The 25,523-nt window shown below is 70.9% G+C and carries 28 protein-coding genes; 26 read left to right on the forward strand and 2 right to left on the reverse strand.

The features are described from left to right. The first annotated feature begins 17 nt into the window (after positions 1-17). Together ffh and ftsH are read left to right on the forward strand one after the other, a co-directional pair. Positions 18-1,589, forward strand: a complete 1,572-nt coding sequence (gene ffh / locus ACIQK6_RS16860; protein WP_402695004.1) for a signal recognition particle protein — start codon at positions 18-20, stop codon at positions 1,587-1,589. 130 nt (positions 1,590-1,719) lie between these two features. Further along, a complete protein-coding gene (gene ftsH / locus ACIQK6_RS16865) occupies positions 1,720-3,660 on the forward strand; it encodes an ATP-dependent zinc metalloprotease FtsH (RefSeq protein WP_329098834.1) in 1,941 nt (646 codons plus the stop codon). 9 nt (positions 3,661-3,669) lie between these two features. Here the strand turns inward: ftsH and ACIQK6_RS16870 are convergent, their stop codons facing one another. Beyond that, positions 3,670-4,368 (reverse strand): methyltransferase type 11, encoded by a 699-nt coding sequence (locus tag ACIQK6_RS16870; protein WP_329098833.1) that lies wholly within the window; start codon positions 4,366-4,368, stop codon positions 3,670-3,672. A gap of 131 nt (positions 4,369-4,499) precedes the next feature. Between ACIQK6_RS16870 and proS the strand changes: the two genes are divergently transcribed. The 18 genes from proS to ACIQK6_RS16960 all read left to right on the forward strand — a co-directional run bounded on the left by proS (position 4,500) and on the right by ACIQK6_RS16960 (position 19,002). Next, positions 4,500-5,912, forward strand: a complete 1,413-nt coding sequence (proS, locus tag ACIQK6_RS16875) for a proline--tRNA ligase (protein ID WP_266605399.1) — start codon at positions 4,500-4,502, stop codon at positions 5,910-5,912. 228 nt (positions 5,913-6,140) lie between these two features. After that, entirely contained in the window at positions 6,141-6,737 is a 597-nt protein-coding gene (locus ACIQK6_RS16880; RefSeq protein ID WP_329098832.1) for a hypothetical protein, read from the forward strand. A 277-nt stretch (positions 6,738-7,014) separates the two neighbouring features. After that, a complete protein-coding gene (rpsP, locus tag ACIQK6_RS16885) occupies positions 7,015-7,452 on the forward strand; it encodes a 30S ribosomal protein S16 (protein WP_266605403.1) in 438 nt (145 codons plus the stop codon). Between the two features lie 2 nt (positions 7,453-7,454). Continuing rightward, on the forward strand, positions 7,455-7,694 hold the full coding sequence (locus tag ACIQK6_RS16890; RefSeq protein WP_030011889.1) for an RNA-binding protein: 240 nt from the start codon (positions 7,455-7,457) through the stop codon (positions 7,692-7,694). 125 nt (positions 7,695-7,819) lie between these two features. After that, positions 7,820-8,389 (forward strand): ribosome maturation factor RimM, encoded by a 570-nt coding sequence (gene rimM, locus ACIQK6_RS16895; protein ID WP_329098831.1) that lies wholly within the window; start codon positions 7,820-7,822, stop codon positions 8,387-8,389. Next, positions 8,389-9,210 (forward strand): tRNA (guanosine(37)-N1)-methyltransferase TrmD, encoded by an 822-nt coding sequence (trmD, locus tag ACIQK6_RS16900; protein ID WP_329098830.1) that lies wholly within the window; start codon positions 8,389-8,391, stop codon positions 9,208-9,210. Before rimM ends, trmD begins: the two co-directional genes overlap by 1 nt. Before the next feature lie 133 nt (positions 9,211-9,343). Further along, positions 9,344-9,694, forward strand: a complete 351-nt coding sequence (rplS, locus tag ACIQK6_RS16905) for a 50S ribosomal protein L19 (RefSeq protein WP_030011886.1) — start codon at positions 9,344-9,346, stop codon at positions 9,692-9,694. Positions 9,695-9,738: 44 nt separating this feature from the next. Then, the gene (gene lepB, locus ACIQK6_RS16910; RefSeq protein WP_402695005.1) at positions 9,739-10,476 is read left to right on the forward strand and encodes a signal peptidase I; all 738 of its coding nucleotides are present in this window, start codon (positions 9,739-9,741) and stop codon (positions 10,474-10,476) included. Next, entirely contained in the window at positions 10,469-11,344 is an 876-nt protein-coding gene (gene lepB / locus ACIQK6_RS16915) for a signal peptidase I (RefSeq protein WP_402695006.1), read from the forward strand. The genes lepB (ACIQK6_RS16910) and lepB (ACIQK6_RS16915) overlap by 8 nt, the downstream gene beginning before the upstream one ends. 112 nt (positions 11,345-11,456) lie before the next feature. Next, positions 11,457-12,356 (forward strand): signal peptidase I, encoded by a 900-nt coding sequence (gene lepB, locus ACIQK6_RS16920; RefSeq protein ID WP_329098828.1) that lies wholly within the window; start codon positions 11,457-11,459, stop codon positions 12,354-12,356. Between the two features lie 43 nt (positions 12,357-12,399). After that, on the forward strand, positions 12,400-13,182 hold the full coding sequence (gene lepB, locus ACIQK6_RS16925; protein WP_402695007.1) for a signal peptidase I: 783 nt from the start codon (positions 12,400-12,402) through the stop codon (positions 13,180-13,182). Beyond that, positions 13,172-13,678, forward strand: a complete 507-nt coding sequence (locus ACIQK6_RS16930; protein ID WP_329098826.1) for an NUDIX hydrolase — start codon at positions 13,172-13,174, stop codon at positions 13,676-13,678. The genes lepB (ACIQK6_RS16925) and ACIQK6_RS16930 overlap by 11 nt, the downstream gene beginning before the upstream one ends. Before the next feature lie 55 nt (positions 13,679-13,733). Then, the gene (locus ACIQK6_RS16935; RefSeq protein WP_329098825.1) at positions 13,734-14,042 is read left to right on the forward strand and encodes a DUF2469 domain-containing protein; all 309 of its coding nucleotides are present in this window, start codon (positions 13,734-13,736) and stop codon (positions 14,040-14,042) included. A 126-nt stretch (positions 14,043-14,168) separates the two neighbouring features. Further along, positions 14,169-14,540, forward strand: coding sequence for a YraN family protein (locus ACIQK6_RS16940; RefSeq protein ID WP_329098824.1), 372 nt, complete (start codon positions 14,169-14,171; stop codon positions 14,538-14,540). Continuing rightward, positions 14,540-16,174, forward strand: a complete 1,635-nt coding sequence (locus ACIQK6_RS16945; protein WP_329098823.1) for a YifB family Mg chelatase-like AAA ATPase — start codon at positions 14,540-14,542, stop codon at positions 16,172-16,174. The genes ACIQK6_RS16940 and ACIQK6_RS16945 overlap by 1 nt, the downstream gene beginning before the upstream one ends. Next, positions 16,171-17,346 (forward strand): DNA-processing protein DprA, encoded by a 1,176-nt coding sequence (dprA, locus tag ACIQK6_RS16950; RefSeq protein ID WP_329098822.1) that lies wholly within the window; start codon positions 16,171-16,173, stop codon positions 17,344-17,346. The genes ACIQK6_RS16945 and dprA overlap by 4 nt, the downstream gene beginning before the upstream one ends. 209 nt (positions 17,347-17,555) lie before the next feature. Next, positions 17,556-18,392: an RNA polymerase sigma factor WhiG gene (gene whiG, locus ACIQK6_RS16955; protein ID WP_328788535.1), complete on the forward strand. Its 837-nt coding sequence runs from the start codon at positions 17,556-17,558 to the stop codon at positions 18,390-18,392. A gap of 52 nt (positions 18,393-18,444) precedes the next feature. Continuing rightward, positions 18,445-19,002 carry a TetR/AcrR family transcriptional regulator gene (locus ACIQK6_RS16960; RefSeq protein WP_030012407.1) on the forward strand — a complete coding sequence of 186 codons (558 nt, stop codon included), beginning with the start codon at positions 18,445-18,447 and terminating at the stop codon, positions 19,000-19,002. 36 nt (positions 19,003-19,038) lie between these two features. Here the strand turns inward: ACIQK6_RS16960 and ACIQK6_RS16965 are convergent, their stop codons facing one another. Next, complete coding sequence (locus tag ACIQK6_RS16965; protein WP_329098821.1) at positions 19,039-19,506, reverse strand: M23 family metallopeptidase; 468 nt, start codon at positions 19,504-19,506, stop codon at positions 19,039-19,041. Between the two features lie 249 nt (positions 19,507-19,755). Here ACIQK6_RS16965 and rpsB point away from each other — a divergent pair, with 249 nt between their 5' ends. The 6 genes from rpsB to rlmN all read left to right on the forward strand — a co-directional run bounded on the left by rpsB (position 19,756) and on the right by rlmN (position 25,488). Continuing rightward, entirely contained in the window at positions 19,756-20,640 is an 885-nt protein-coding gene (gene rpsB, locus ACIQK6_RS16970) for a 30S ribosomal protein S2 (RefSeq protein ID WP_329098820.1), read from the forward strand. A 135-nt stretch (positions 20,641-20,775) separates the two neighbouring features. After that, positions 20,776-21,612: a translation elongation factor Ts gene (gene tsf / locus ACIQK6_RS16975; RefSeq protein WP_030016382.1), complete on the forward strand. Its 837-nt coding sequence runs from the start codon at positions 20,776-20,778 to the stop codon at positions 21,610-21,612. Positions 21,613-21,774: 162 nt separating this feature from the next. Next, complete coding sequence (gene pyrH, locus ACIQK6_RS16980) at positions 21,775-22,554, forward strand: UMP kinase (RefSeq protein WP_329098819.1); 780 nt, start codon at positions 21,775-21,777, stop codon at positions 22,552-22,554. Between the two features lie 94 nt (positions 22,555-22,648). Then, positions 22,649-23,206, forward strand: a complete 558-nt coding sequence (gene frr, locus ACIQK6_RS16985) for a ribosome recycling factor (protein WP_030016386.1) — start codon at positions 22,649-22,651, stop codon at positions 23,204-23,206. Further along, positions 23,206-24,282 (forward strand): phosphatidate cytidylyltransferase, encoded by a 1,077-nt coding sequence (locus tag ACIQK6_RS16990; protein WP_329098818.1) that lies wholly within the window; start codon positions 23,206-23,208, stop codon positions 24,280-24,282. The genes frr and ACIQK6_RS16990 overlap by 1 nt, the downstream gene beginning before the upstream one ends. 93 nt (positions 24,283-24,375) lie before the next feature. Beyond that, positions 24,376-25,488, forward strand: coding sequence for a 23S rRNA (adenine(2503)-C(2))-methyltransferase RlmN (gene rlmN / locus ACIQK6_RS16995; RefSeq protein ID WP_329098817.1), 1,113 nt, complete (start codon positions 24,376-24,378; stop codon positions 25,486-25,488). Positions 25,489-25,523: the final 35 nt, after the last annotated feature.

A 25,523-nucleotide genomic window follows, 5' to 3' on the forward strand; every position in this document is an offset into this window, starting at 1 on the left:
GAGGAATCGCGACCACCGTGTTCGATACGCTCTCCGACCGCTTGGCGAATACCTTCAAGGGCCTGCGCGGCAAAGGCCGGCTGTCCGAGGCTGACATCGACGCAGCGGCCCGGGAAATCCGTATCGCGCTCCTCGAGGCAGATGTCGCCCTGCCCGTCGTCCGCTCGTTCATCGCGAACGTCAAGGAGCGGGCCCGGGGCGAGGAGGTCAGCAAGGCGCTGAATCCCTCTCAGCAGGTGCTCAAGATCGTCAACGACGAGCTCGTCACCATCCTCGGCGGCGAGACCCGGCGGCTGCGCTTCGCCAAGACCGCCCCCACCGTGATCATGCTGGCCGGTCTCCAGGGTGCCGGTAAGACCACCCTCGCCGGAAAGCTCGGCCTCTGGCTGAAGGGGCAGGGCCACGCCCCGCTGCTGGTCGCCTGCGACCTCCAGCGCCCCAACGCCGTCAACCAGCTCTCCGTCGTCGCCGAGCGCGCCGGGGTGGCCGTGTACGCGCCCCAGCCCGGCAACGGCGTCGGCGACCCGGTCCAGGTCGCGAAGGACTCCGTCGAGTACGCGCGGACCAAGCAGTACGACATCGTCATCGTCGACACCGCCGGCCGCCTCGGCATCGACGCCGAGCTGATGCAGCAGGCGGCGGACATCCGTGACGCGGTGACACCGCAAGAGATTCTTTTCGTCGTCGACGCCATGATCGGCCAGGACGCGGTCAACACCGCCGAGGCCTTCCGTGACGGCGTCGGCTTCGACGGCGTCGTGCTCTCCAAGCTCGACGGCGATGCCCGCGGCGGTGCCGCGCTCTCCATCGCGCACGTCACCGGCAAGCAGATCATGTTCGCCTCGAACGGCGAGAAGCTCGACGAGTTCGACGCGTTCCACCCCGACCGCATGGCGGGCCGGATCCTCGACATGGGTGACATGCTCACCCTCATCGAGCAGGCCGAGAAGACCTTCTCGCAGGCCGAGGCCGAGAAGATGGCGGCCAAGCTCGCCAAGGGTCCCAAGGAGTTCACGCTCGACGACTTCCTGGCCCAGATGGAGCAGGTCCGCAAGATGGGCTCCATCTCCAAGCTGCTCGGCATGCTGCCCGGCATGGGGCAGATCAAGGACCAGATCAACAACATCGACGAGCGCGACGTCGACCGCACCGCCGCGATCATCAAGTCGATGACCCCGGCCGAGCGCCACGACCCGACGATCATCAACGGCTCGCGCCGTGCCCGCATCGCCAAGGGCTCCGGCACCGAGGTCAGCGCGGTCAAGTCGCTGGTCGAGCGGTTCTTCGACGCACGCAAGATGATGTCCCGCATGGCCCAGGGCGGCGGCATGCCGGGCATGCCGGGCATGCCCGGGATGGGCGGCGGCCCCGGCCGGCAGAAGAAGCAGGTCAAGCAGGCCAAGGGCAAGCGCAAGAGCGGCAACCCGATGAAGCGCAAGGAAGAGGAGGCCGCAGCCGCGGCCCGCCGCGAGCAGGGCCCGCAGGCGATCGAGCCCGCGGCCGCCGGTAACCCCTTCGGCCTTCCGGCGGGCGGCCAGGACGGCGGGGACTTCGACCTTCCGGACGAGTTCAAGAAGTTCATGAAGTAGCACCCGCGCAGGTGGGTGAGGAGGGCCCCGGCCGTGTTCGCACGGTCGGGGCCCTCCTGCTTCTCCACCGGAGCGGTGGCCCGACATATCCCTTATGGTCGGCCGGGAGGATGGCAGAAGGAGGCGCCCCGTGCCCAGCCCCACCCCCGTACCTCCCCGCGACAGGGCCGACACCCCCTGGCGCTCGGAAGGCGCCCCGCCGAGTCCTCCACCGAAGAAGAAGGGGCTGCCCGGCGGCTGGCGGGGGCTGATCCTCGCGGCCCTGATCGTCTATCTCGTGGCCAACCTCGTGCTGTCCTTCTTCAACGAGGGGGACGAGCCGACGATCTCGTACACCGAGTTCAGCAAGCAGGTCGCCGCGGGCAACGTCGAGAAGATCTACTCCAAGGGCGACGCCATCCAGGGCGAGCTCAAGACGAAGCAGCCGCTGCCCGACGGCGACAAGGGCGACTACACGAAATTCGTCACCCAACGCCCCGCCTTCGCCGACGACGCGCTGTGGGCCGACCTCACCAAGCAGAACGTGACCGTCACGGCTTCCCCGGTCGTCGTGCAGCGCAGCTTCCTCGCCAACCTGCTGCTCTCCCTCGCCCCGATGCTGCTGCTGGTCCTCCTGTGGGTGGTGATCGCCCGCCGGATGGGTTCCGGGATGGGCGGCACGGGCGCGCTGGGCCGCAAGGCCCCGCCCAAGCCGGTCGAGCTGGAGACGGGCGCCCGCCGCACCACCTTCGAGGACGTGGCGGGCATCGACGAGGTCGAGGGGGAGCTCAACGACGTCGTCGACTTCCTCAAGAACCCGCAGGCGTACCGGAAGATGGGCGCACGGATGCCCGGCGGAGTCCTGCTCTCCGGCCCGCCCGGCACCGGCAAGACCCTGCTGGCGCGCGCGGTCGCGGGCGAGGCCGGGGTGCCCTTCTTCTCCGCCTCCGCCTCCGAGTTCATCGAAATGATCGTCGGGGTCGGCGCCTCCCGGGTGCGCGAACTGTTCACCGAGGCGCGCAAGGTGGCCCCCGCGATCATCTTCATCGACGAGATCGACACCATCGGACGGGCCCGCGGCGGCGGCAGTGCCATGGGCGGCCACGACGAACGCGAACAGACCCTCAACCAGATCCTCACCGAGATGGACGGCTTCTCCGGCTCGGAGGGCGTGATCGTCCTCGCGGCCACCAACCGCGCGGACGTGCTCGACCCCGCCCTCACCCGCCCCGGCCGCTTCGACCGCATGGTGGTCGTCTCCCCGCCCGACCGGGCCGGCCGCGAGGCCATCCTGCGCATCCACACCCGGGACATCCCGCTCGCCGAGGGCGTCGACCTGGCACACGTGGCCCGCACCACCCCCGGGATGACCGGAGCGGACCTGGCCAACCTGGCCAACGAGGCCGCACTGCTGGCCGTCAAGCGCCAGCAGACCCAGGTCACCCGGGCGGACCTGTCGGACGCCCTGGAGAAGGTCCAGCTCGGCGCCGAGAGGCCGCTGGTCATGCCGGAGGAGGAACGCCGCCGCACCGCCTACCACGAGAGCGGCCACGCCCTGCTGGGCATGCTCCAGCCGGGCGCCGACCCGGTCCGCAAGATCACGATCGTGCCCCGCGGCCGCGCGTTGGGCGTCACCCTCTCGACCCCGGACGCGGACCGGTACGCCTACACCGAGCCGTACCTGCGCGGCCGCATCATCGGCGCGCTCGGCGGCATGGCGGCCGAGCACGTCGTCTACGAGGTCATCACCACCGGCGCCGAGAACGACCTGGAGCAGGTCACCAACATCGTCCGCGGCATGGTCGGCCGCTGGGGCATGAGCGAGCGGATCGGCCGCCTCACCGCGATCCCCTCCGACGGGCAGAGCCCCTACGGACTCTCGGCCGCCCCCGCCACCCTCGACGCTGTCGACCACGAGATGCGGCGCATCGTGGACGAGTGCTACCTGGAGGCCTGCCGCCTGCTGCGCGACCACCGGCCACAGCTGGACGCCCTGGCCGAGGCCCTCCTCGCCAGCGAGACCCTGGACGAACCGGCCGCCTACGCCGCCGCGGGCATCACGCGGCTGACGAAGGGGCACGGCACCGACTGAGGAGCGCCGTCAGTCCACCCGGGCGATCACGTACCGGAAGATGTTCGGCAGCCACACGGCGCCGTCGGACCGCTCGAACGGGTGAAGCGCCTCCGCGAGTTCCTTCTCCGCCAGCACGGGATCGGCCGCGCCGTCGGCATCGTCGGTGGCGTCGTAGAGCCCGGTCGACAGCAGTCCGCGCACCGCGCTGTCCACGTCCGCGTACCCGAACGGGCAGAACACCCGCCCGGAACCGTCCGGTCTCAGCCCGGCCCGCTCCACCAGCGCGTCCAGGTCCCGCGGCGCGGGCCCGCCGCCGAGGACCGAGGGCACGGTGCAGCGCTCCGCGGGCCCCCAGTCGGCCAGGACCACCGCCCCGCCGCGGCGGACCGCGGGCAGGGCCGCGGCCAGGGCTGCGGGAGCCGGGGAGAAGGCGAGCAGGGCGTCGTACGGGCGGGGCGGGGCCGGCGGTTCCGGCGGAGCCGCCAGGACCTCCAGCAGCCGCTCGCGGGCCAGCGCCCGCCGGGCCGGATCCGCCTCCACGCCGGTGGCCACGGCTCCCCGCCCGGCCGCCAGCAACAGGGGCAGCCCGGCCCCGCAGTCCAGGTCGAGCAGCCGGTCGCCCGGCCCGACCTCCAGTCGGTCGTAGACCGCCTCGTACAGCGGTACGAGCATCCGTTCCTGGATCTCCGCCCAGTCCCGGGCGACGAGCGTGGCCGTCGGTGTCATCGAAAGAGCGCTCCTGATTCCGTCTCGCCCCCTTGCCCCCGTTGCCAGAGAACTCCCCATTCGCCCCCGCGTCCAGAGGAGCGCGGCACCCGATTCACGCATCGTGTGCCGGGCGCCGTACGATTCGCGGCATGGCAAAGGCACCCGTTCTCACCCCGCAGGCGGAGGATTTCCCCCGCTGGTACCAGGATCTGATCAACAAGGCCGAGCTGGCCGACAACGGTCCGGTCCGAGGCACCATGGTCATCCGACCGTACGGCTACGGCCTGTGGGAGCGGATGCAGCAGGAAATGGACGCGCGCATCAAGGACGCGGGCGCCCAGAACGCGTACTTCCCGCTCTTCATCCCGCAGTCGTACCTGACGAAGGAAGCCGAGCACGTCGAGGGCTTCGCCCCCGAGCTCGCGGTCGTCACGCACGGCGGCGGCAAGGAACTGGAAGAGCCGGTCGTCGTCCGGCCCACGTCCGAGACGATCATCAACGACTACTTCTCCAAGTGGGTCCAGAGCTACCGCGACCTGCCCCTGCTGATCAACCAGTGGGCCAACGTGGTCCGCTGGGAGATGCGCCCGCGCGTGTTCCTCCGTACGAGCGAGTTCCTCTGGCAGGAGGGCCACACCGCCCACGCCACGTACGAGGACGCCCGCGACTACGCGGCCCGCATCCACACGGACGTCTACGGCGACTTCATGACGAACGTGCTCGGCATCGACGTCGTGCTCGGCCGCAAGACCGCCAAGGAGCGCTTCGCCGGCGCCATCAACACCCTCACCCTCGAGGGCATGATGGGCGACGGCAAGGCCCTGCAGCTGGGCACGAGCCACGAGCTCGGCACCAACTTCGCCAAGGCCTTCAACACCCAGTACCTGTCGAAGGAAGGCAAGCAGGAGCTCGTCTGGCAGACCTCGTGGGGCGTCTCGACCCGCATGGTCGGCGGCCTGATCATGTCCCACGGCGACGACAACGGCCTGCGGGTCCCGCCGCGCCTCGCGCACGTCCAGGTCGTCGTCATGGCGATCAAGGGCGACGAGGCCGTGGCCAAGGTCCGTGAGTTGGGTGCCCAGCTGAAGGCCGCCGGCCTGCGGGTCCAGGTCGACGACCGCGTCGACACCCCCTTCGGCCGCCGCGCCGTGGACTGGGAGCTCAAGGGCGTACCGGTCCGCATCGAGATCGGCCCCCGTGACCTGGAGGCCGGCACCGCGATGCTCGCCCGCCGGATCCCGGGCGGGAAGACCCCCGTGCAGATCGACGCCCTCGCCGACCTGCTGCCCAAGGTGCTGGACGAGGACCAGGCGCAGCTGCTGCGCGAGTCCCGCGAGCGCCGGCTGGCCCGCACCTCCGACGTCACGACGATCGGGGAGGCCGCCGAGGCCGCCGTCGCCGGTGGTTGGGCGCGGATCCCGTGGGCGGACCTCGGTCCGGAGGGCGAGGCGAAGCTGGCCGAGCAGGCCGTCTCCGTGCGCTGCCTGATCGCTGAGGACGGGTCGGTCCCGGAGGCGGACGACGCCCCCGGTACGCTCGCGATCGTCGCGCGCTCGTACTGACCGGGCCGACCGGCCCTCTCGTGCCCCGGCGTGCGGCTCGTGCCGCGCGCCGGGGCCGGTTCGTGTCGGCCGAGCGGGAGGTTTTGGTCGACGTTACGTACCGACTCCTCCTGAGATTGGCGCACCCGTCCTCGTCAGGACGCATCAGAGTGAACTGACTGGTACGTGCAAAAAATTTGGAATGGCCCGGAATCGGAACACCCGGGCACCTCGGCTCGTTGTCACGACGTGAGCACGACACCACCTGTTCTCGCCGCAGAGCTGGCGCAGGCGTGGGCCGACATTCAGCGGTACCACCCCGAGCTGCCTGACCTTGCCGCGCCCGAGTCCCTGATCGGAGAGTCCTCGTCCGCCTGTGGCGCCGAGCTCTCCTTCGAGCGACTGCTGCACGAGGCAGTCCACGGCATCGCCGCCGCCCGCGGTGTCCGCGACACCTCGCGCGCCGGCCGCTACCACAACCGCAGATTCCTCGCGATCGCCGAGGAAATGGGGCTGGACCACTCCGAGGAGCCGCACGCCAGCAGCGGTTTCTCCCTGGTCACGCTCAATCCGGAGGCGAAGCGGCGCTACCGTCCCACCATCGAGCGGCTGCAGCGCGCGCTGAAGGCGCACACGGTCGCCACCGCGGCGGACACCAAGCGCAGCTTCCGCGGCCCGGCGGCCCGGCACGGCTCCTCCGGTGGCGGCGTGCGCGTCAAGGCCGTCTGTGACTGCGGGCGCAACGTCCGGGTGGTCCCCTCCGTGCTGGCCCAGGCGCCGATCGTGTGCGGTGGCTGCATGAAGCCCTTCCGCATCCCCGACGTGGCCATCGCCGCGGCCTCCTGACCGCCGTCCGCGTCGGCGCCGGGGCCACCATGGCGCAGCGGGCGCCGGGTCACCGTCCCCGGCGCGCGCAGCCGGTGGCCCGTCCGGCCGGCGGGCGCCGGTCCTACCCGTCCGGCTGAGCGTGCCGCAGGCGTATGGCACAATGACTAGCTGTACTCGACAGTCGCATAGGACCCCTCTCTCCTCCGGCTGACGCGTCCATCGGGCACCCGAGTACCGCAACCCCACGTGGCATCTCATGTGCCCAACCACGTCAAGTTCAGGAGACACCACTCCAGTGGCAGTCAAGATCAAGCTCAAGCGCCTCGGCAAGATTCGCCAGCCGCACTACCGCATCGTCGTCGCCGACGCCCGCACCCGCCGGGACGGTCGCGCGATCGAAGAGATCGGTATCTACCACCCGACCTACAACCCGTCGCGCATCGAGGTCAACGCCGAGCGTGCGCAGTACTGGCTGTCCGTCGGCGCCCAGCCCACCGAGGCTGTGCTCGCCATCCTGAAGCTGACCGGTGACTGGCAGGCCCACAAGGGTCTCCCCGCCCCGGCGCCGCTCCTGCAGCCGGCGACGAAGGAGAGCAAGCGTCGCTCCTTCGACGAGTTCGCCAAGGCCCTCGAGGGCATCGGCGAGGGCAAGGGCGAGGCCATCACGCAGAAGAAGAAGGCCGACAAGAAGGCGGACGAGGCTGACGCCGCCGCCGAGTCGACCGAGGCCTGAGCATGCTCGAGGAGGCTCTTGAGCACCTCGTAAAGGGCATTGTGGACAACCCCGACGAAGTGCAGGTCGCCTCGCGCAACCTGCGCCGCGGGCAGGTGCTCGAGGTCCGGGTTCACCCCGACGACCTCGGCAAGGTGATCGGCCGCAACGGCCGCACCGCACGTGCTCTGCGTACCGTCGTGGGCGCCATCGGCGGCCGGGGGATCCGCGTCGACCTCGTCGACGTGGACCAGGTCCGCTGAGCAGTTGATTCACCGGCACGGGCCGGGGAGGGCGTAGTTCGCCCGCCCCGGCCCGTGTCGTTTCTGCCCCCGGGCAGGAGTGACCATTGATGTGAGCAACCACGCCGCAGTAAGGGAAGAGCACAGTGGAGTTGGTAGTCGCGCGGATCGGCCGCGCCCACGGCATCAAGGGTGAGGTCACCGTCGAGGTGCGCACCGACGAGCCGGAACTGCGACTGAGTCCCGGCGCCGTGCTCAAGACGGAGCCCGCGACGGCGGGACCGCTGACGATCGAGACGGGTCGCGTGCACAGTGGGCGCCTGCTGCTCCGCTTCGCCGGCGTCAAGGACCGCACCGGAGCCGAGGCGCTGCGCAACACCCTCCTGATCGCCGAGGTGGACCCCTCCGAGCTGCCGGAGGAGGAGGACGAGTACTACGACCACCAGCTGATGGACCTGGACGTGGTGCTGGAGGACGGCACCGAGATTGGCCGGATCACCGAGATCTCCCACCTGCCCTCCCAGGACCTCTTCATCGTCGAGCGGCCGGACGGCTCCGAGGTGATGATCCCCTTCGTGGAGGAGATCGTCGCCGAGATCGACCTGGAAGAGCAGCGCTGCGTCATCACCCCGCCGCCCGGGCTGATCGACGAGCGTGACGCCGTCATCGTCTCGACCCGGGACGAGGACGCCACGGATTCCGGGGACGACGCCTGATGCGGCTCGACGTCGTCACGATCTTCCCCGAGTACCTGGAACCGCTGAACGTCTCCCTCGTCGGCAAGGCGCGTGCCCGCGGGCAGCTCGACGTACACGTGCACGACCTGCGGCAGTGGACGTACGACCGCCACAACACGGTGGACGACACCCCGTACGGCGGCGGTCCCGGCATGGTCATGAAGACCGAGCCGTGGGGCGAGGCCCTGGACTCCGCGCTGGCCGACGGCTACGAGGCGGGCGCGCACGGTCCCGTCATGGTCGTGCCCACCCCCAGCGGCCGCCCCTTCACCCAGGAACTGGCCGTCGAACTCTCCGAGCGGCCCTGGCTGATCTTCACGCCGGCCCGGTACGAGGGCATCGACCGCCGGGTCATGGACGAGTACGCCACGCGCATGCCGGTGTACGAGGTCTCCATCGGCGACTACGTCCTGGCGGGCGGCGAGGCCGCCGTGCTGGTGGTCACCGAGGCCGTGGCGCGGCTGCTGCCCGGGGTGCTCGGCAACGCCGAATCGCACCGCGACGACTCCTTCGCACCGGGCGAGATGGCGAACCTGCTGGAGGGGCCCGTCTACACCAAGCCCCCGGTGTGGCGCGGCCGGGACATTCCCGACGTCCTGCTCAGCGGGCACCACGGGAAGATCGCCCGGTGGCGCCGGGACGAGGCCTTCCGTCGGACCGCGCAGAACCGCCCCGACCTGATCGAGCGCTGCGAGGCCGCCGGCTTCGACAAGAAGGACCGGGAGATCCTCTCCATCCTGGGCTGGCAGCCGACCGCCGACGGCCGATTTTGGCGCAGGGCCCGGGCCGTGGAAGAATAGGCGGCTGCTGTGTCCTCGCGGGCGCCCCTGCCACAGGGGGACCGTCGTCCGCCGAGTCCCACGGCTCCCGAATTCTCTACGGAAACCCGCACTGGCGACCTGTGGCGTCATGCGAAGAAAGCAGACGAAGAACATGTCTCACCTGCTCGATGGCGTCAACGCCGCCACGCTCCGCTCGGACGTCCCGGCCTTCCGCCCGGGTGACACGATCAACGTGCACGTCCGCGTGATCGAGGGCAACCGCTCCCGTATCCAGCAGTTCAAGGGCGTAGTCATCCGCCGCCAGGGCGCCGGTGTCTCCGAGACCTTCACCGTGCGCAAGGTCTCCTTCAGCGTCGGCGTGGAGCGTACCTTCCCGGTCCACTCCCCGATCTTCGAGAAGATCGAGCTCGTCACCCGCGGTGACGTTCGCCGCGCCAAGCTGTACTACCTCCGTGAGCTCCGCGGCAAGGCCGCGAAGATCAAGGAGAAGCGCGACCGCTGAGGTCACTCCCGGAGTCCGGAGGCGGCCGGATAGGCTCGCCCTTGATGGACACCGAAGCACCTCACACGCAGCGCGGCCACTCTTCCCCCCTCGAGGGGGACGGGCGGCCGCGTTTTGCGTTCTCCCGGACCGGGCGGACGGCCGGCGGGCGACCCCTCACGTGGCGCCGCGCCGGGGCGCTCGGGGTGCTCTGCACCGCCTTCCTGCTGCTGTTCAGCAACTTCGTGGTCCAGCCCTTCCTGATCCCGAGCCGCTCCATGGAGCCGACGCTCCAGGTCGGGGACCGGGTACTGGTCAACAAGTTGGCCTACCGCTTCGGCGGGCAGCCGCAGCGCGGGGACGTGGTGGTGTTCGACGGCACGGGTTCGTTCGTGCGCGAACGCCCCGAGGGCAATCCGGTCGGCGCCGTGCTGCACGGCGCGGCCTCGGCGCTCGGGCTGGCCGAGCCGTCCGACACCGATTTCGTGAAGCGGGTCGTGGGCGTCGGCGGCGACGACGTGGTGTGCTGCGACGCGGCAGGGCGGGTGGCGGTCAACGGCGTGCCGCTGGAGGAGCCGTACCTCCACCCCGGCGACGCGCCCTCGGCGGTGCCCTTCCGGATCGTCGTACCGCTTGGGACCCTCTGGGTCATGGGTGATCATCGTTCCCAGTCCCGGGACTCCCGGGACCACCTGGGGGAACCGGGCGGGGGGATGGTGCCGGTGGAGAACGTGATCGGGCGGGCCGACTGGATCGGTTGGCCGCTCTCGCGCTGGGACGGCGTCGGCGGTGGCCATGGGTAGCCGAGGGCGGAAGAGGGGCGGACGGGACTGGGACTTCGAGCCCGAACCCGAGCCGGAGCCCACCCCGGCTCCACTGGTGGGGGGCCGGCTGGAAGGCGGCCGGGCCGAACGGCGCCGGACGGCCCGCAAGGTGCGCCGGCGCCGCCGCACGCGCCGGGCCGGCGAGGTGCCGCTGCTGGTGGTCGTGGCGCTGTGCATCGCACTGCTCCTCAAGACCTTCCTGGTACAGGCCTTCTTCATTCCGTCGGGCTCGATGGAGCAGACGATCCGGATCGGCGACCGCGTCCTGGTGGACAAGCTGACGCCGTGGTTCGGCTCCGAGATCAAGCGCGGCGACGTCGTCGTGTTCAAGGACCCCGGCGGTTGGCTCAAGGGCGAGGCGGCCCGTCCACCCAAGGACCCCATCGTCGTCAAGCAGATCAAGCAAGCACTCACCTTCATCGGCCTGCTGCCCTCGGCCGACGAGCAGGACCTCATCAAGCGGGTCATCGGCGTCGGCGGGGACACCGTCAAGTGCTGTGACGGCCAGGGCCGGGTCACCGTCAATGGATCGCCCCTCGATGAGCCGTACGTGAACCCGGGCAACACTCCTTCGGACATCACGTTCGACGTGCAGGTGCCGGAGGGCCGGCTCTTCGTGATGGGCGATCACCGCGCGAACTCGTCCGATTCCCGGTTCCACCTCGACGAGGGCTTTCAGGGCACCATCCCCGCGAGCGGGGTGGTCGGGCAGGCCGTCGTGATCGCCTGGCCCTACGGGCACTGGGCCAAGCTGGAGCAGCCGGCGACCTTCCGCATGGTGCCCGATCAGGCGCGACGCGAGGGACGCGGCCGGCGACGGCGCCGACGGGGAGCACCGTTCGCATAGTGTGTCCTCGGTCTCCCGCGCCTTAGGGAACTCCCGCTCGTTAAGGGAGGGGAGGGCCCGTGCCGGGTTCGGCGCGGGCGGCAATCGCGAGTGAGGAGTGGATGTGGGGGACGTGGCGGTAGGCGCACGGTCCGGACGCGACGAAGGCGAGGAGCGGCCGGACGACGCCGTCGGGCGCGAGGCCGAGGAGGACGGCGATGCCCAGGAGCATGCGCACCGGTCCTTCTGGAAGGAGCTCCCGCTCCTCATCGGCATCGCCCTGCTGCTGGCCCTGCTGATCAAGACGTTCCTGCTCCAGGCGTTCTCGATCCCGTCGGCCTCGATGCAGAACACCCTGCAGATGGGCGACCGGGTGCTGGTGGACAAGCTGACCCCGTGGTTCGGCTCCGAGCCCGAGCGCGGCGAGGTCGTCGTCTTCCACGACCCCGCGGACTGGCTGTCCGGGCAGCCCACCCCCGAGCCGAACATCTTCCAGACGGTGCTCAGCAAGATCGGCCTCATGCCGGACCCCTCCGAGAAGGACCTGATCAAGCGGGTCATCGCGATCGGCGGGGACACGGTCGAGTGCAAGAAGGGGGGACCGGTCGTCGTCAACGGCAAGGAGCTGGACGAGCCGTACATCTACCCCGGCAACACCCCGTGCGACGACTTCCCGTTCGGCCCGATCACCGTGCCCAAGGGCAAGATCTGGGTCATGGGTGACCACCGGCAGAACTCCGAGGACTCCCGCTGGCACCAGCAGGACTCCACCAAGGGCTTCGTCCCGGTGGACAAGGTCGTCGGGCGGGCCGTGGTGGTCGCGTGGCCGATCACCCGCTGGTCCACCCTGCCGGTCCCGGACACCTTCGACCAGCCGGGCATCGGCAACCAGGCCGCGGCTACCGCGCTCGGCCTCGGGGCCGCCGGGCTGGCCCCGGTCGGGCTCGGTCCGGCCGCGCTGGGGTTCGTGGGAGCCGTTCCGCTCGTCATGTGGCGCAGGCAGAAGCTGACCAGGGGCCGTACCGGCGGGTAGGGTGCCGCCCAGGTCGACGATCCCGAAGTGTGGGGGCGCTGCAATGGGCGGAACACAAGCAATACGTACGGGCAAGGATGGCCGCGGTGGTCTCGGCAATGTGCTGTCGGGAATCGCCGTGGCCATCGGCTTTGCGCTCTTCCTGGGCGGCTTCGCGTGGGGTGCGGTCGTCTACCGGCCCTACATGGTCCCCACCGACTCGATGATGCCCACGGTGCGGCCGGGGGACCGGGTGCTGGCGCAGCGCATCGACGGCGCCGACGTGCACCGCGGGGACGTGGTCATCTTCACCGATTCCCAGTGGAGCGATTCGCCCATGGTCAAGCGGGTCGTCGGCATCGGCGGCGACGTCGTGAAGTGCTGCGGCGCGGTCGGCGAGCTGACGGTCAACGGCACCCCGCTGGACGAGCCGTACGCCGACACCACCAAGCCGGAGACGGGCCTGGCCATGCCGCCCGGACAGACCGCGCCCACCGGGACCCCCTTCGAGGTGGCGGTCCCCGAAGGCAACCTCTTCCTGCTGGGCGACCGGCGGTCCGCCTCGTTGGACTCCCGGGCCCACCTGCAGGAGGCCGGGCAGGGGTCCGTTCCCCGATCGGCCGTCAGTGCCCGCGTCGACGCCCTGGCCTGGCCCTCCGTGACGATGCTGGAGCGGCCGGCCACCTACGCCGCCCTGCCCGGCGGGATCTCGCGGCCCGGGCCGTTGCGCCTCCAGGTGGTGACGGTGTTGGCCGGGGCGGTCCTGGTGGCGCTGGGGGCCGCGTACGGGCCGGTCGTACGGGTCCTTGCGCGCGGCCGGCAGCGGGAGCGGGCCGGTGTCCGCTGACCCGGCGGCCGGGCACGGCCGCCGGAAGGTGTCGCGGGTGATCCTGCTGGACCCGGCGGACCGGATCCTGCTGCTGCACGGTTTTGAACCGGCCGACCCCTGCGACGACTGGTGGTTCACCCCCGGCGGCGGACTGGAGGGGACCGAGAGCCGGGAACAGGCCGCACTGCGCGAGCTGGCGGAGGAGACCGGGATCACGGAGGTGGAGCTGGGCCCGGTGCTGTGGCACCGCTACTGCTCCTTCCCCTTCGACGGGCGGCGCTGGGAACAGGACGAGTGGTACTTCCTCGCCCGGACTGCCCAGACCGAGACCGAGCTGGGCGGCCTCACCGAGCTGGAGCGGCGCAGCGTCACCGGAGCCAGGTGGTGGACCTCCGAGGAACTTCTCGCGGCCCATGAGACGGTGTACCCGACCAGACTCGCCGAGCTGCTCCGTACGCTGCTCGACGACGGTCCTCCGGGTGAGCCGGTGGTCCTGGCCCCGGAAATCGTTTAGGGGCGCAGGGGCCTGGCGCACAATAGGGGGACGCACGGCTGAAGGGGAACATGCCATGAGTGCCGAGGACCTCGAAAAGTACGAGACCGAGATGGAGCTGAAGCTCTATCGGGAGTACCGCGACGTCGTCGGGCTGTTCAAGTATGTGATCGAGACGGAACGCCGTTTCTACCTCACGAACGACTATGAGATGCAGGTGCATTCGGTTCAGGGGGAGGTGTTCTTCGAGGTCTCCATGGCCGACGCCTGGGTCTGGGATATGTATCGCCCGGCCCGTTTCGTGAAGAAGGTGCGGGTGCTGACCTTCAAGGACGTGAACATCGAGGAGCTCAACAAGAGCGACCTCGAACTGCCCGGCAGCTGAGGGCCGGCACGGCCGAGCCGCCTCACCCGCAAGGGTGAGGCGTTCGTCCACAACGGCCGGACTGTCCACCAAGATCCACAAGGTGGGCGGGGGGTGCGGGACCGTCGGTGCCGGAGGTGGTGCCGGATGAACGCGAAGGGCGTGGCACAGCAGGCATTGGGGCGGTACGGCGAGGAGCTCGCGGCCCGGCGGCTGACCGAGGCCGGGATGACCGTGATCGCGCGGAACTGGCGGTGCCGCGGCGGCGAGATCGACATCGTCGCCCGGGACGGGGACGCCCTCGTCGTGTGCGAGGTCAAGACCCGCCGGGCGGGCGAGTTCGAGCATCCGATGGCCGCCGTGCGGCCCGCCAAGGCCGAGCGCTTGCGCACTCTGGCCGGGCGCTGGCTCGCCGACCACGGCGGACCACCCCCGGGCGGGGTGCGCATCGACCTCGTCGGGGTTCTGCTGCCGCGGCGCGGCGCCCCCCTCGTGGAACACGTCAGGGGGGCGGCCTGATGGGGTTCGCGCGAGCCTGCTCCGTGGCCCTGGTCGGCGTCGACGGCGTGGTGGTCGAGGTACAGGCCGACCTGGAGCCCGGCGTGGCCGCCTTCACCCTGGTCGGGTTGCCGGACAAGACCCTGGTCGAGAGCCGGGACCGGGTGCGGGCGGCCGTGGTCAACTCGGGGGCCGCCTGGCCGCAGAAGAAGCTCACGGTCGGACTGAGCCCGGCCTCCGTACCGAAATCCGGCGCCGGCTTCGACCTGGCCGTCGCGGCCGCCGTGCTCGGGGCCGCCGAGGTGGTCGACCCGGGCACGATCGCCGACCTCGTCCTGATCGGGGAACTGGGGCTGGACGGCCGCGTGCGCCCGGTCCGCGGGATCCTGCCGGCGGTCCTCGCAGCGGCGGAGGCCGGCTACCGGCAGGTGGTGGTGCCGCAGCAGTGCGCGGCCGAGGCCGCGCTCGTACCGGACGTCTCGGTCCTCGGCGTCCGCAGCCTGCGCCAGCTCATCGCGGTCCTGACCGGCGAGGAGGTCCCCGAGGAAGAGCCGGGCGACCCGCCCGGCAGGCCGGACCCGATACTGGCCGGACTGCTCGTCCCCGGGGCGGAACTGGGCACGGGCCTCGCCCGGGGCCGGCCGGGCCGGGAGGACGGCACGGACTTCCCCGACCTCGCCGACGTGGCGGGACAGCACACGGCGCGCCGCGCCCTGGAGGTCGCCGCCGCCGGAGGACACCACCTCTTCCTCAGCGGACCGCCCGGAGCGGGCAAGACCATGCTCGCCGAACGGCTGCCCTGGCTCCTGCCACCGCTCACCCGTCAGGATTCCGTGGAGGTCACGGCCGTCCACTCGGTCGCGGGAATCCTCCCGCCCGGCGAACCGCTGGTCGCACGGCCGCCCTACTGCGCGCCGCACCATTCGGCGACCATGCAGTCGCTGGTGGGCGGCGGGACCGGGATCCCCAGGCCCGGGGCGGTCTCCCTGGCCCACCGCGGCGTGCTCTTCCTGGACGAGGCCGCGGAGTTCCACAGCCGGGCGCTGGACGCGCTGCGGCAGCCCCTCGAATCGGGGCACGTGGTCATCGCCCGCGCCGCCGGAGTGGTAAGGCTGCCCGCCAGGTTCCTGATGGTGCTCGCCGCCAACCCGTGCCCGTGCGGGCGCCACACCCTGCACGGAGCCGGCTGCGAATGCCCGCCTTCGGTGATCCGCCGTTACCAGGCGAGGCTGTCCGGGCCGTTGCTCGACCGGGTCGACCTGAGGGTGGAGGTCGAGCCGGTGAACCGCAGCGACCTGCTGGGGCGGGGCGGCCGCGGGGAACCCACCGCGGTGGTCGCCGACCGGGTGCGTCAGGCCCGGGAGCGCGCCGCGGCCCGGCTCGCCGACACGCCGTGGCGGCTCAACTCCGAAGTGCCCGGGCAGGAACTGCGCACCCGGTGGCAGGCCGGGCCCGGCGCTCTGGCCCCCGCCGAGCGCGATCTGGAACGCGGGCTGCTCACCGCGCGCGGGCTGGACCGGGTGCTGAGGGTCGCCTGGACGGTGGCCGACCTACGGGGGCGGGACCGGCCCGAGGCGCTGGACGTGGCCGTGGCGCTGGAGCTGCGGACCGGGATCGCCCGCGGGGCGATGTCGCTGCCGAGGGCCGGGACATGACCGGCTCCGGGGACGCGGAACTGCTGGCGCGGGCGGCGCTCACCCGGGTGCTGGAGCCCGGCGACGCGCACGGCGGCCGGTGGCTGCGCGAGTTCGGCGCGGTGCGGTTGATACAGCTGTTGACCGCCACCGGGGCGGAGCCTGACACCCTGTCCGGGGTGGGGCCCGAGCGGCTCGCCGGGTACCGCAGACGGGCCGCGCTGGCCGAACCCGAGCGGGACCTCGCGAACGCCGCCGAGTCGGGAGGCCGGTTCGTCCACCCGGGATCGGCGCAGTGGCCGACGCAACTCGACGACCTGGGCGACGAGCGGCCCGTCGGACTGTGGGTGCGGGGCCGCCCGAACCTGCGCACCTGGGCGCTGCGTTCGGTCTCCGTGGTCGGGGCCCGCGCCTGCACCCCGTACGGCGCGCACATGGCCCAGACCCTGGCCGCCGGTCTCGCCGAGCGGGGTTGGGTCGTGGTGTCCGGCGCCGCGTTCGGGATCGACGGCGCCGCCCACCGGGGTGCCCTCGCCTCGGGCGGCGCGACAGCGGCGGTACTGGCCTGCGGGGTGGACGTCGCCTACCCGCGCGGACACGCCGGGTTGCTCGGCCGGATCGCCGGGCAGGGGTTGATCCTCGGGGAGCTGCCACCGGGTAGCCATCCGACGCCCACCCGGTTCGTCCTGCGCAACCGGGTCATCGCGGCCCTCACCCGGGGCACGGTCGTCGTGGAGGCGGCGCACCGCAGCGGCTCGCTGGTCACGGCCCGGCGGGCGCAGCGCCTGGGGCGGTTCACCATGGGGGTGCCCGGGCCCGCCACCAGCGGGCTCTCGGCCGGGGTGCACGAACTGCTGCGGGGCGAGGCCGTGGTCGTCACCGACGCGGCCGAGGTGGTCGAGCTGGTCGGAGCCATGGGCGAGCTGGCTCCCGAGCGGCGCGGCCCGGTGTTCGCCCGGGACCTGCTGGACCCGGACGCCGCCCGTGTGCTCGAAGCGCTGCCCGTCGGCCGCCCGGCGGACGTCGCCGAGCTGGCACTTGCCTCCGGCACCGGCGCCGATGAAGTCATCGGCAGACTGTACGAACTTCACTCTCTGGGGTTCGTCGAACGGCAGGGCGACGGCTGGCAGTTGAGCAGACAAACGGCTGGAGGAGGCACACAAACCGGAGCTGCCCGGCGAGGCGGTCGTTGACCTGGGGTGTTCCGGTGAAAGAGTGAAAGCGATGAGAGACGCGGTCTTCCCGGTGGCGGTCGCCGGGACCGAGCGCCAGGCGCCGGTCCCGGGTTGCCCGCGTGAGTTCGGGCGCCTCCCGGCCCCCGCGCCATCCCGTACTCTTCGCGCACCGCGACAATCTCGTCACGCTACGCTCCCAAGGAATCCGGCTCCGGCAAAGGCGAAGCATGCCCCAGCACACCTCAGGGTCCGACCGCGCTGCGGTGCCCCCCGCTGCCCGAGGCAGCGTGCGGTCCACCGCGCCCTCGTCCCTGGAGGTGCTGTGGCGCTCGTACAAGGAGTCGGGTGACGAGCGGCTGCGGGAGCAGCTGATCCTGCACTACTCGCCCCTGGTGAAGTACGTGGCGGGCCGCGTCAGCGTGGGCCTGCCGCCCAACGTGGAGCAGGCCGACTTCGTCTCCTCCGGGGTCTTCGGGCTGATCGACGCCATCGAGAAGTTCGACGTCGACCGGTCGATCAAGTTCGAGACGTACGCGATCACCCGGATCCGCGGCGCGATGATCGACGAGCTGCGGGCGCTGGACTGGATCCCGCGCTCGGTCCGGCAGAAGGCGCGCGCCGTGGAACGGGCCTACGCCACGCTGGAGGCCCAGCTGCGGCGCACCCCGACGGAGAGCGAGGTCGCCGGGGAGATGGGGATCGGGGTGGAGGATCTCCACACCGTCTTCAGCCAGTTGTCGCTGGCCAACGTGGTCGCCCTGGAAGAGCTGCTGCACGTCGGCGGGGAGGGCGGCGACCGCCTCTCGCTGATGGACACCTTGGAGGACACCGCCGCCGACAATCCGGTGGCAGTGGCCGAGGACCGCGAGCTGCGGCGCCTGTTGGCGCGGGCCATCAACACGCTCCCCGAGCGGGAGAAGACCGTGGTGACCCTCTACTACTACGAGGGGCTCACGCTGGCCGAGATCGGCAATGTCCTCGGCGTCACCGAGAGCCGGGTCAGTCAGATCCACACCAAGTCCGTCCTGCAGTTGCGCGCAAAGTTGGCAGATGTGGGGAGGTGAGCTTGCGCTACCTCCGTAGAGTGGATGCGTGCCCAGGATTCGAGCGGCCTCCGTGGCCGAGCACCGGTCGATGCAGCGCGGCGCCCTCTTGGACGCCGCGCGTTCCCTGCTGTCCGAAGGCGGGACGGAGGCGCTGACCTTCCCCGCCCTCGCGGAGCGGACCGGGCTCGCCCGGTCCTCCGTGTACGAGTACTTCCGCTCCCGCGCCGCCGTGGTCGAAGAACTGTGCGCCGTGGACTTCCCCGTGTGGGCCGCCGAGATCGAAGCGGCGATGGAGCAGGCGCAGTCGCCGGAAGCGAAGATCGAGGCCTACGTCCGCAGCCAGTTGGGGCTGGTGGGCGACCGGCGGCACCGGGCGGTCGTGGCCATCTCGGCCAGCGAGCTGGACGCCGGGGCGCGCGAGAAGATCCGCGCGGCCCACGGCGGGCTGGTGGCGATGATCGTCGAGGCGCTGGGCGGCCTGGGGCACGCCGAGCCGCGACTGGCCGCCATGCTGTTGCAGGGGGTCGTGGACGCTGCTGTGCGGCGGATCGAGCTCGGCGCGGCGGAGGATCCCGCCGTCGTGACGGAGGCCGCCGTCGCCATGGCCCTGCGGGGCGTCCGGGGCTGAGGCCCCAGGGGCTGCGCCCCGGAAGGACCCCGTGCCTCAATCGTCGGCGGGTTGCTCGGCCGGTAGGAGACGTGGCGTCGGGCGCGGGAGGAGGACGAGCGGGTTGAGGTACACCTCGCCCGCCAAGAGGCCCCAGTGCAGGCAGGACGCCGGGCAGTGCGAGCCGTCCGTCAGGACCGCCACCACCTGGCCCGCCGCGACCTGCTCGCCCTCCGTGACCAGGGGGCGGACCGGCTCGTAGGTGGTGCGCAGCCCGTTCGGCAGGGCCAGCGAGAGCACGCCGCGCCCGGCGACGGGCCCGGCGTGGTGGACCCGGCCGGCCGCGACCGCCCGGAGCTCTGCGCCCACCGGCGCGGACAGGTCCACACCGCGGTGACCGGCCGCGTAGGGGGTCGGCGGTGGATCCCACCAGCGGGCCACCGACAGTGGAGCGGGCAGCGGGCGGACCCCGGGAAGGGCCGGCTGGGCCAGGGCCAGGAGCAGGCTGAGCAGCAAGGTCGTCATGGACCCAGCGTCCCGCCTGCGCCCGGACCGCCGCCCCGGCCTGTGGACGGCCGCGGCGCTGTGGACAACGGCGTCACCCGGCATACCGCCGGGTCCCGTACACTTCTTGTGGCGATCCGGGTCACCGGGTCGACTTCGCACGCCCCGGCACCAGGCTGAAACAGCCAGGTGACAGCGTCTCTCGGTCCCTCATGGGGGCAGGGCGCGGAGGGGCGTCAGGAACCAAACCGAGAAACCAAGGAGATGGCCATGGCCGTCGTCACGATGCGGGAGCTGCTGGAAAGCGGCGTCCACTTCGGTCACCAGACCCGCCGTTGGAACCCGAAGATGAAGCGCTTCATCTTCACGGAGCGCAACGGCATCTACATCATCGACCTGCTGCAGTCGCTGTCGTACATCGACCGCGCCTACGAGTTCGTGAAGGAGACCGTCGCGCACGGTGGCTCCATCATGTTCGTCGGTACCAAGAAGCAGGCCCAGGAGGCCATCGCCGAGCAGGCGACGCGCGTTGGTATGCCGTACGTCAACCAGCGCTGGCTGGGTGGCATGCTCACCAACTTCTCCACCGTCTACAAGCGCCTTCAGCGTCTGAAGGAGCTTGAGGCGATCGACTTCGAGGACGTCGCGGCCTCGGGTCTCACCAAGAAGGAGCTCCTGGTCCTCTCCCGCGAGAAGACCAAGCTGGAGAAGACCCTCGGTGGTATCCGCGAGATGTCGAAGGTTCCCAGCGCCGTCTGGATCGTCGACACCAAGAAGGAGCACATCGCCGTCGGTGAGGCGCGCAAGCTCCACATCCCGGTCGTCGCGATCCTCGACACCAACTGCGACCCCGACGAGGTCGACTACAAGATCCCGGGCAACGACGACGCGATCCGCTCCGTCACCCTGCTCACCCGCGTGATTGCCGACGCCGTCGCCGAGGGCCTCATCGCCCGCTCCGGCGCTGCGACCGGTGACTCGAAGCCGGGCGAGAAGGCCGCCGCCGAGCCGCTCGCCGAGTGGGAGCGCGACCTGCTCGAGGGCGAGAAGAAGGCCGACGACGCCGAGGCCGCCCCGGCCGAGGCCGCCGCCCCGGCCGCCGAGGCTGCCGAGGCTGCCGAGGCTGCCCCGGCCGCCGACGCCGAGCAGGCCTGACCCACTGAGAGCGCCCGGCGTTCACGCGCCGGGCACTCACAGCACGGACGATGACGGCGGGGGAGCCGCGCCTGGGGCGCGGCACCTCCGCCGTTCACCCGTAGATCTACGACTTCGAGAGAGAATCACAGACTCATGGCGAACTACACCGCCGCTGACGTCAAGAAGCTCCGCGAGCTCACCGGCGCCGGCATGCTGGACTGCAAGAACGCGCTCGTGGACGCCGACGGTGACGTCGACAAGGCCCAGGAAGCCCTCCGCATCAAGGGTCAGAAGGGCGTCGCCAAGCGCGAGGGCCGTTCTGCCGAGAACGGTGCCGTCGTCTCCCTCATCGCCGACGACAACACCTCCGGTGTCATCGTCGAGCTGAAGTGCGAGACGGACTTCGTCGCCAAGGGCGAGAAGTTCCTGGCCGTCGCCAACGAGCTGGCCGCGCACGTCGCCGCCACCTCCCCGGCCGACATCGAGGCGCTGCTCGCGTCCGAGATCAAGCCCGGCCAGACCGTCACCGCTTTCGTCGACGAGGCCAACGCCAACCTCGGCGAGAAGATCGTCCTGGACCGCTTCGCGCAGTTCAGCGGCGGCTACGTGGCTGCGTACATGCACCGCACGATGCCCGACCTGCCGTTCCAGATCGGCGTCCTGGTCGAGCTCGACAAGGAGAACGCCGAGGTCGCCCGCGGCGTCGCGCAGCACATCGCCGCGTTCGCCCCGCAGTGGCTGTCCGCCGAGGACGTCCCGGCCGAGAAGGTCGAGTCCGAGCGTCGCATCGCCGAAGAGGTCACCCGCGCGGAGGGCAAGCCCGAGGCTGCCATCGCAAAGATCGTCGAGGGTCGCGTCAACGGCTTCTTCAAGGACGCCACGCTGCTCGGCCAGGCCTACGCCCTGGACAACAAGAAGTCCGTCCAGAAGGTTCTGGACGAGGCCGGTGTCACCCTGAAGCGCTTCACCCGCATCAAGGTCGGCATCTGAGTCCGTCCGTACGCGACGGACACCGGACCCCGGTAGGGTCTGAAGCAGTCGTCCGCGCTTGCGCGAGGCGACCGCAGATCTGACGAGGAGGCCATTGCCGAAGAGGGAACCGCAAGGACCCACCGGCAATGGCCTTCTTCGTATGTGCACGAGGAGATCTCCATGAATCAGGGCGTGGACCCCCACACCGCATCCGACGACAAGAGCGACCAGGACAAGAAGGGCCGCCGCTTCATGCTGAAGCTGTCGGGCGAGGCCTTCTCCGGTGGCGGAGGACTCGGCGTCGACCCCGACGTCGTCCACGCCATCGCGCGTGAGATCGCCGCGGTTGTCCGCGACGGCGCGGAGATCGCCGTCGTGATCGGCGGCGGCAACTTCTTCCGCGGCGCCGAACTCCAGCAGCGCGGCATGGACCGGGCCCGGTCCGACTACATGGGCATGCTCGGTACCGTCATGAACTGCCTCGCGCTCCAGGACTTCCTGGAGAAGGAGGGCATCGACTCCCGCGTGCAGACCGCCATCACGATGGGCCAGGTCGCGGAGCCGTACATCCCGCTGCGCGCCGTGCGGCACCTGGAGAAGGGCCGCGTCGTGATCTTCGGCGCCGGCATGGGCATGCCCTACTTCTCCACCGACACCACGGCCGCCCAGCGTGCCCTGGAGATCGACGCCGAGGCCCTGCTCATGGGCAAGAACGGTGTCGACGGGGTCTACGACTCCGACCCGAAGAAGAACCCGGACGCGGTGAAGTTCGACGCGCTGGAGTACAGCGAGGTCCTCTCCCGCGACCTCAAGGTCGCCGACGCCACCGCGATCACGCTCTGCCGCGACAACAAGCTGCCGATCCTCGTTTTCGAGCTCCTCGCCGAGGGCAATATCGCCCGCGCCGTCAAGGGTGAGAAGATCGGCACGCTCGTGAGCGACCAGGACACCCGGGCCTGAGCAGTCCGCAGCCGGACCGAGCGGGCCCCTGACCGGGCCCGCCGGGTCCGACCGCCCGCCTGAACCATCCATATCTGACATGCAGGAGCACGTGGTGACCGAAGAGATCCTCCTCGAGGCCGAGGAGAAGATGGAAAAGGCCGTCGTCGTCGCCAAGGAAGACTTCGCCGCGATTCGCACCGGCCGTGCGCACCCGGCGATGTTCAACAAGATCGTGGCGGAGTACTACGGCGCCATCACGCCCATCAACCAGCTCGCCTCCTTCTCGGTGCCCGAGCCGCGCATGGCGATCGTGACCCCGTTCGACAAGAGCGCCCTGCGCAACATCGAGCAGGCCATCCGCGACTCCGACCTCGGCGTCAACCCGAGCAACGACGGCAGCATCATCCGGGTGACTTTCCCCGAGCTGACGCAGGACCGCCGCAAGGAGTACATCAAGGTCGCGCGCACCAAGGCCGAGGACTCGAAGATCTCGCTCCGCGCCGTCCGCCGCAAGGCCAAGGACGCCCTTGACAAGCTGGTCAAGGACAAGGAGGCCGGCGAGGACGAGGTGCGCCGCGCGGAGAAGGAGCTCGACGACACCACCGCGAAGTACGTCGCGCAGGTGGACGAGCTCCTCAAGCACAAGGAAGCCGAGCTCCTCGAAGTCTGATGAACGACTCTTCCTGGCAGCCGGAGCCGGTTCCGGCGGGTCCCGCATACGATGCGCAGGTGGGCCCGCACACTCGGCCCATGCCCATCGTGCCCGATGCCGCCGGCCGTGACTTCGACGACCGGGAAGCACGCGATCGGGGGGTCGCCGCCGACAGCGGCCCCCTCTTCCGCGCCGATACGCCGCCGCAGGAGCCCATGCCCAGCCCCCCGCCTCCGCATGCCCAGCAGCCGCAAGACGCCTCGCCCCCGCCGCCGAAGAAGCGCGCGGGTCGGGACCTGCGTGCCGCCATAGGGGTGGGCGTGGGTCTCGGTGCGGTGATCTTCGCCTCGCTGCTGATCGTCAAGGCCGTCTTCGTCGGGGTCGTCGTCGTCGCGGTCGTCGTCGGCCTGTGGGAGCTCACCTCCCGGCTGCAGGAACAGAAGGGCATCAAGGCCCCGCTGGTCCCGCTCGCGGTCGGTGGCGCCGCCATGGTCATCGCCGGATACGTCCGGGGGGCCGAGGGCGCCTGGGTCGCCATGGCGCTGACCGTGCTGGCGGTCCTGGTGTGGCGGATGACCGAACCGCCCGAGGACTACCTCAAGGACGTCACGGCGGGCGCCTTCGCGGCGTTCTACGTGCCCTTCCTGGCCACCTTCGTCGCGATGCTGCTCACCGCCGACGACGGCGCCGAGCGCGTGATCACCTTCCTCCTCCTGACCGTGGTCAGCGATACCGGGGCCTATGCGGTCGGCTGGCGCTTCGGCAAGACCAAGCTCGCGCCGCGCATCAGCCCCGGCAAGACCCGCGAGGGACTGTTCGGTGCGGTGGCCTTCGCGATGGCGGCCGGCGCGCTGTGCATGGAGTTCCTGATCGACGGCGGCTCCTGGTGGCAGGGCCTGCTGCTGGGCCTCGCGGTAGCGGTCAGCGCCACCCTGGGTGACCTGGGCGAGTCGATGATCAAGCGGGACCTGGGCATCAAGGACATGGGCACCCTGCTGCCGGGACACGGCGGCATCATGGACCGGCTGGACTCCCTGCTTCCGACGGCCCCCGTGGTGTGGCTGCTGCTGGCGGCCTTCGTGGGCACCGGCTGACCTGCGAAAAGGCGTCGCAGGACGCCGGGCGGTTACTCTTGGAAGGCGCGCTGCTTCTGCGGCGCGCCTTTCGTCTTACAAGGAGTACCTGCCATGGCCCGCCCCGTTCCGGGAGAGCTCACCTTCGTCGCCCCTCGCGGGGCCAAGAAGCCGCCCCGGCACCTCGCCGACATGACCCCGGCCGAGCGCCGCGAGGCGGTCGCCGCGATCGGTGAGAAGCCGTTCCGGGCCAAGCAGCTCTCCCAGCACTACTTCGCCCGGTACGCGCACGACCCGGCCGAGTGGACCGACATCCCGGCCGGCTCGCGGGAGAAGCTCCAGCAGGAGCTGCTGCCGGACCTGATGAGCGTCATCCGGCACATCTCGTGCGACGACGACACCACCCGCAAGACCCTGTGGAAGCTGCACGACGGAACGCTCGTCGAGTCCGTGCTGATGCGCTACCCCGACCGGGTCACCATGTGCATCTCCTCGCAGGCCGGCTGCGGCATGAACTGCCCGTTCTGCGCCACCGGCCAGGCGGGCCTGGACCGCAACCTGTCCACCGCCGAGATCGTGCACCAGATCGTCGACGGCATGCGCGCGCTGCGCGACGGCGAGGTCCCCGGCGGCCCGGCGCGGCTGTCGAACATCGTCTTCATGGGCATGGGCGAGCCGCTCGCCAACTACAACCGCGTGGTCGGCGCCATCCGCCGGCTCACCGACCCGGAGCCCGACGGCCTGGGCCTGTCGCAGCGCGGCATCACCGTCTCCACCGTCGGCCTGGTCCCGGCCATGCTGCGCTTCGCCGACGAGGGCTTCAAGTGCCGCCTCGCCGTCTCGCTGCACGCGCCCGACGACGAGCTGCGCGACACCCTCGTCCCCGTGAACACCCGCTGGAACGTCCGCGAGGTGCTCGGCGCGGCCTGGGAGTACGCCGAGAAGTCCGGCCGCCGGATCTCGATCGAGTACGCCCTGATCCGCGACATCAACGACCAGGCCTGGCGCGGTGACCTCCTGGGCAAGCTGCTCAAGGGCAAGCGCGTGCACGTCAACCTCATCCCGCTCAACCCGACGCCGGGCTCCAAGTGGACCGCCTCGCGGCCCGAGGACGAGAGGGCCTTCGTGGAGGCCATCGCCCGGCACGGCGTGCCGGTGACCGTACGGGACACCCGGGGTCAGGAGATCGACGGTGCGTGCGGCCAGCTGGCCGCCTCGGAGCGCTAAATTCCGCTTCTGTTCGATGTGATTCGGCCACGGGG

Origin of the sequence: Streptomyces sp. NPDC091682, assembly GCF_044756625.1 — a bacterium.
Classification (GTDB): Bacteria; Actinomycetota; Actinomycetes; order Streptomycetales; family Streptomycetaceae; genus Streptomyces.